Source organism: Roseiarcus sp. (assembly GCF_052145395.1).
Lineage (GTDB): Bacteria > Pseudomonadota > Alphaproteobacteria > Rhizobiales > Beijerinckiaceae > Roseiarcus.
Map to the genome: position 1 here is coordinate 1 of NZ_JBKQOT010000784.1, position 5,033 is coordinate 5,033.

General features: G+C 69.4%; 2 protein-coding genes and 1 pseudogene. All 3 read right to left on the reverse strand.

Going from position 1 to position 5,033, the window contains the following annotated elements; all coding sequences use genetic code 11:
* Nucleotides 1–354 precede the first annotated feature (354 nt).
* Nucleotides 355–2,441: pseudogene (gene pbpC / locus ACLP25_RS27050) on the reverse strand (penicillin-binding protein 1C).
* Nucleotides 2,442–2,703: 262 nt separating this feature from the next.
* Nucleotides 2,704–3,609: a hypothetical protein gene (locus ACLP25_RS27055; RefSeq protein WP_442472200.1), complete on the reverse strand. Its 906-nt coding sequence runs from the start codon at nucleotides 3,607–3,609 to the stop codon at nucleotides 2,704–2,706.
* Nucleotides 3,561–5,033 (reverse strand): alpha-2-macroglobulin family protein (locus ACLP25_RS27060; protein ID WP_442472201.1); only part of this gene is annotated, 1,473 nt, incomplete at its 5' end. The genes ACLP25_RS27060 and ACLP25_RS27055, both read right to left, overlap by 49 nt.

Consider the following 5,033-nt stretch of genomic DNA (forward strand, 5'->3'; position numbering starts at 1 on the left):
ACAAAGGCAGGCTGCGAAAAACGGCGCATTCGCCACGACGCGGACGAGGTTGGTCTGCTTGCGTAGCCGTCTCACATCAACGACAATTTTGACGCCGCTCCGCCGACGCAGTCGGCTTCGTTCAATCCCGCTATACACTCGAGTTTGCGAAAAAAATCTCGCGCGAATTCTCTTCGTCATCCGGCACATCCCCGGGTAAACGGCCGCGCCCGTCCAAGACGGCGTCGATCCGATTGCGCTTCGTCCGAGGCTCGCACGAAGGGAATCATACGTGATTTTCTATTTTTCCGCAATCATAATTTGCGCCCATCACGCTGGCGGCGGCGCGCGACCGCGACCCTCAAGGACGATGCGCTACTCGAGCCTGACCGTCACATCGTCCGACGCGCCCTTGGCGTCAACCACCGTAACGCGGGCGAAGCCGGCTCCGTCGGGCTTCCATGTTGCGTTGCGGCGTAGCTCGGCCTCGCGGATCGGCGCGCCGTTGACGAACCAGGCAAAGGGCGGCGCGCCACCGAGCGCCTTCAGCGCCAACTGAGCCACCGGCGCCCCGTCCGTGATGCCGAGGTCGATCCGCGCGCCGTCCGGCGGATAGGCGATCTTGAGCGCCGCCGTCTCGGTCGCGGCCATCGTCTTCGGCGCGTCCTTGCGCAAGTGGCGCAGAGGCGGCGGCAGATCGGCGGTCACGCTCGCCGTCAGCACGCCTTTCGGTGGCTTCAAGATCTCGACGTCGCGCCCGAGTCGCTCGAAGGCGTCGAACAGGATCGGAGCCGCGGCCTGCCGGCCGATCAGGCCCGGCGTCGGACCGTTGTCCGGCCGTCCGACCCAGACGGCGATGGTCGTTCCGCGATCGAAGCCGACCGCGAGCGCGTCGCGAAAGCCGTAGGATGTGCCGGTCTTGAAGGCAATGCGGCCGGAGAGCGAATTCGCCGGCGGCGGCGCCCCGCGCAGGATGTCGGCGATATACCAAGCCGCGACGGGATCGGTGACGCGCCGGATCGGGGCCGAGCCGTCGAATCGCTCGATCAGCGCCGGCGCCTCGCCGCCGCACGCGAACCCCGCATAGAGCCGGGCGATGTCGGTGAGCGATACGCCCAAGCCCCCACGGCCGATGGCGAGCCCGATCGGCGTCTCCTTCGGCAGCGCGACTTCCGCTCCGGCGCCATGCAAGCGTGCGAGGAAGGTCGCGGGGCCGACGTCGGCCAACAGTTCGATCGCCGGCAGGTTCAGCGACATCTGCAGAGCCTTCCGCGCCGTCACCGTGCCCTGATAGCCGAGGTCGAAGTTCTCCGGCGCGTAGGCGCCGTAGCGCATCGGCCGGTCGAACAGCACCGTCTCCGGATGCGCAAGACCCTCCTCGAAGGCGAGCGCATAGATGAAGGGTTTCAGCGCCGAGCCCGGCGAGCGGGGTGCGCGTGACATGTCGATCGCCCCGTCACGCGACGCGTCGTCGGGGTCCGCCGCGCCGACACGGGCGCGGATCTCACCGGAACGGTTGTCGATGGCGACGATCGCCGCGGACAGTTTCGGCCCCAGCCGCACGACGCTCTCTTTCGCGAGCGCTTCAAGCCTGGCCTGCAGGCGCGCGTCGATGGCGAGCCTGATGACCTTCGCATGTCGGTCGGCGGCGACGGCTTCCTCCGCCGCGTGGGCGGCGAGTTGCGGGAAGGCCCTTCGCGCCTCGGGAACCGGCTCTCGTTTCGCCGCAGCCGCATCCTCGGCAGAGATGATTCCACGCGCGGCGACGCGATCGAGCACGCGGTCGCGCGAGGGCGCGCCGCTGAGGGAAAGCGGTCCGGCCGGCGCGCCTCGGGCGACTGCGGCAGCGCGACCAGCAGCGCCGCCTCCGCGACCGTCAGCTTGAGCGGCTCCTTGCCGAAATAGGCGAGCGCAGCCGCACGCACGCCCTCGAGATTGCCGCCGAACGGCGCCATCAGAACGTAACGATCGAGCACGCCCGCCTTGCCGACGTCGCGCTCGATCTCTTCGGCGCGAGCGATCTGCCGCAATTTCGCGGGAAGCGTCCGCTCGGCGCGCGGCTCGATCAGGCGCGCGACCTGCATGGAGAGCGTCGAGCCGCCGGAGACGATGCGGTCGTGCACGAGCCACTGCCCGGCCGCGCGAAGAAGCGCGCGGAAGTCGACGCCGCGGTGCTGATAGAAGCGCCCGTCCTCGTAGGCGACGAGCATCGCGACATAGCGCGGATCGACGTCGTGGGTCGTCGCCGGCAGCCGCCAACGCCCGTCCGGCAAAGTGAACGGACGCAGCAGGCGCCCGTCGCGGTCGACCACGATCGTCGAGCCCTCGCGCGAGGCGGCGAGGTCGAGCGGGCCGAGCGATGCAGCGTAGCGGGCCCAGGCGAAGTTGGCGGCGAGGGCGGCGACGAGAACCAACGAGAGCACGGCAGCGAGCGCGAGGGCGAGCCGACCTGTGTTCTGCAAGCGGGTCGATGCGGCGGGAAAGCCTTTCGGGCTATCAGCGTTCTCCTCCCCCCTTGTGGGGGAGGCTGGGAGTGGGGTCGCGCCAATGTCTTCTGATTTGAACTCGCGGCGCTCGGTCACGGAAGCAAGGTAGCGCGGTTGGCGCGACCCCCCACCCTGTCCCGCCCCCACAAGGGGGACGGGGATGCCAATCGGCTTCGTCGAGCCGGCCTTGACGTGAGACGCTGCAGGCCCGCGATCCGCGAATTGCGATCCATTCGCCTCACTTCGCCGTCACCTCCAGTTCGCCAAAGGCCGTGCGGCCAAAACGTTCGGGGGCGTACATGTCCTCGGCGGTCGCCGGCGGATAGACGTATCGTCCGGGCGCCACGGCGCGGACGACATAGGCGAGATTGATGAAGGCCGACTGCCCCGGCGCGCGATCGAACACGGCGACGAAGCGGTCGTCGCGATATTCGGTATGCGCCGGCGTCTCGTCTGTCGTCAGCCAGGAGAAGCCTTCGACCGAGCCGCCGTCGACCAGCGCCGGATTGTCGATCTCGAGCCCGGCCGGCAGTCTGTCGACGATCAAGAGCTTGGCGTAGCGGGCCTCCGATTCCGTGACTTTCAGCGCCACCACGACGCGCTGGTTCTGCGCCAGACTCTTCAAGTCGAGCTTCTTGCCGTCGAGCGTGTAGAACGTCCGCTCGACCGCATAGCCGTTGGCCGCGACGGGCCCGGGCGCAATCGGCGAGCCGGAGACGGTGGTCACGAGCTGAGCGGTCGCCTCGCCCGTATTGGCGATGGTCGCGGTTCGGTCGGCGAGCGCGTCGGGGCTGAAGCGGCGGTTGAGCGCGCCCTTGACCGGCTCGCCGTCGACGGTAAAGGAGCCGAGGCTTCCATGCTCGGCGAGCGCTTCGGCGGCCAGCACCATCCAGCCGTTCTCCTGTGTGCTGGTCCTGGAGCGCTCGGCGCGGGCGGCGTCCACCGCCGCGCCCGCCTTGGCGATCGCGTCGGCCGGCATGTCGCCGGCCGCCGGATTGGCCTCTGCGACCAGCGCCAGCACGGCGGCCGCGTCGCGCAGCTTCGAGCCGTAGTCCGGGCGCGAGACGCCCGCGTCCTTCTCAGCGGCGAGCGCGCTCAGCGCCGCGGCGAAAACCTTGCCGGCGCGGGCGCGGTCGCCGAGCATCGCCAGCGCCGCCCCGCCCGCGTCGCGAAGGCGTCGAGCTTGGCGTCGGAGAGGTAGCGAATGTCGCCGATCACCGGCCGGCCGTTGCGCGCCAGCACATAGAGCGCATAAGCGAGCGCGGCGTTGTTCTCCTTGTCCGGCTCCGGCGCGTTGACGGCGGTGTTGCGCAGGCGGTCTAGCGCCTGGGCGAAGGCGCCCTCGGGGACCACGAACTTCTGCTCGCGGGCGCGGGTGAGAAAATCCGTGACGAAGGCGTCGAGCCAGGCGTCGTCGTCGCCGCTGTCGGCCGCCCATAAGCCGAAGGCGCCGTTGGCGCCCTGGCGGCTCAACTCGCGCTCGATCGCCTGCTTCACACGGTCTCCGAGATCCGGATCGACCCCGAGGTTCTCGATCGACGCGAGGCGGTTGGCGTAGAGGAGCGGCATCGCAAGGCTGACCGTCTGCTCGGAACAGCCGTAGGGGTAGCGGTCGAGCGCCTGCAGCAGCGCCGGCGCATCGAGCGCGCCGAAGGGCGACGCCGAGACCGCGATCGAGCCCGTGCCGGGGATGAAATCGGCGAGGAGATCGCCGCTGACCGTCGCGCTCGCGCCGCCCGCAAGCGGCGTCACCGTGCGCCGACAGACGTCCGGCGCGCCCGAGACGATCCCGAGCTTGAAGCGCTGCGCCTGATCGGCCTTCGGCCCGGTGAGCCGGAGAGTGAAATCGGCGACGCCGACGCCCGCAGCGGCGACCGTGATCGCTGTCGAGCGGCGCTGACGCGCGTCGAGATGCAGTGTCCTTTGCAAGGCTTCGGCGTCGGCCGTCAGCGGCCCGTGGATGTCGAGGTCGAGCGTGTAGTCGCCGGCGTCGCCGTCGACGTTGTCGATGTCGACATGAACCTGCGAGCGGTCGCCAACGTCGAGGAAGCGCGGCAGCGTCGCCGAGACGACGACCGCATCGCGCACCATGACGTCGGCCTGGGCAGAGCCCACTTTGTCCTTGCTCCACGCGACCGCGGCGAGCCGCACCGTTCCGTTGAAGGCCGGCAGGTCGAAGGTCACCGTCGCCTTGCCCTGATCGTCGAGCTTCACGACGCCGGAGAAGAGCGCCAGCGGCGGCTGCGTCGGCAGATTGCCTTCGAGATTGCCGCCTGTATCGCCGCCGCTCTGAATGGCGCCGGCCTCGCCCTGCATGCCGTCGATCAGCATGCCCCAGAGGTCGCGGATCTCGACCGGCAGCTTGCGCTGGCCGAAGAAATACGATCCCGGATCCGGGGTCTTGTAGCTGGTGAGGTTGAGGATGCCGACGTCGACCGCCGAGACGGTGACATGCGCCTCCTCGCCGGGCGAAAGACCGGAGACCGCAATTGGCACCGCGATCGGCTGGCGCGGCTTCGTCAGCGAAGGCGCGCCGAAGGCGACGTCGAGCTCATGCGCGTCGCGGGC

Coding starts and splice junctions, on each gene's coding strand:
- ACLP25_RS27055 (WP_442472200.1), bottom strand. CDS start 3,609: ATGCTCGGCGACCGCGCCCGCGCCGGCAAGGTTTTCGCCGCGGCGCTG.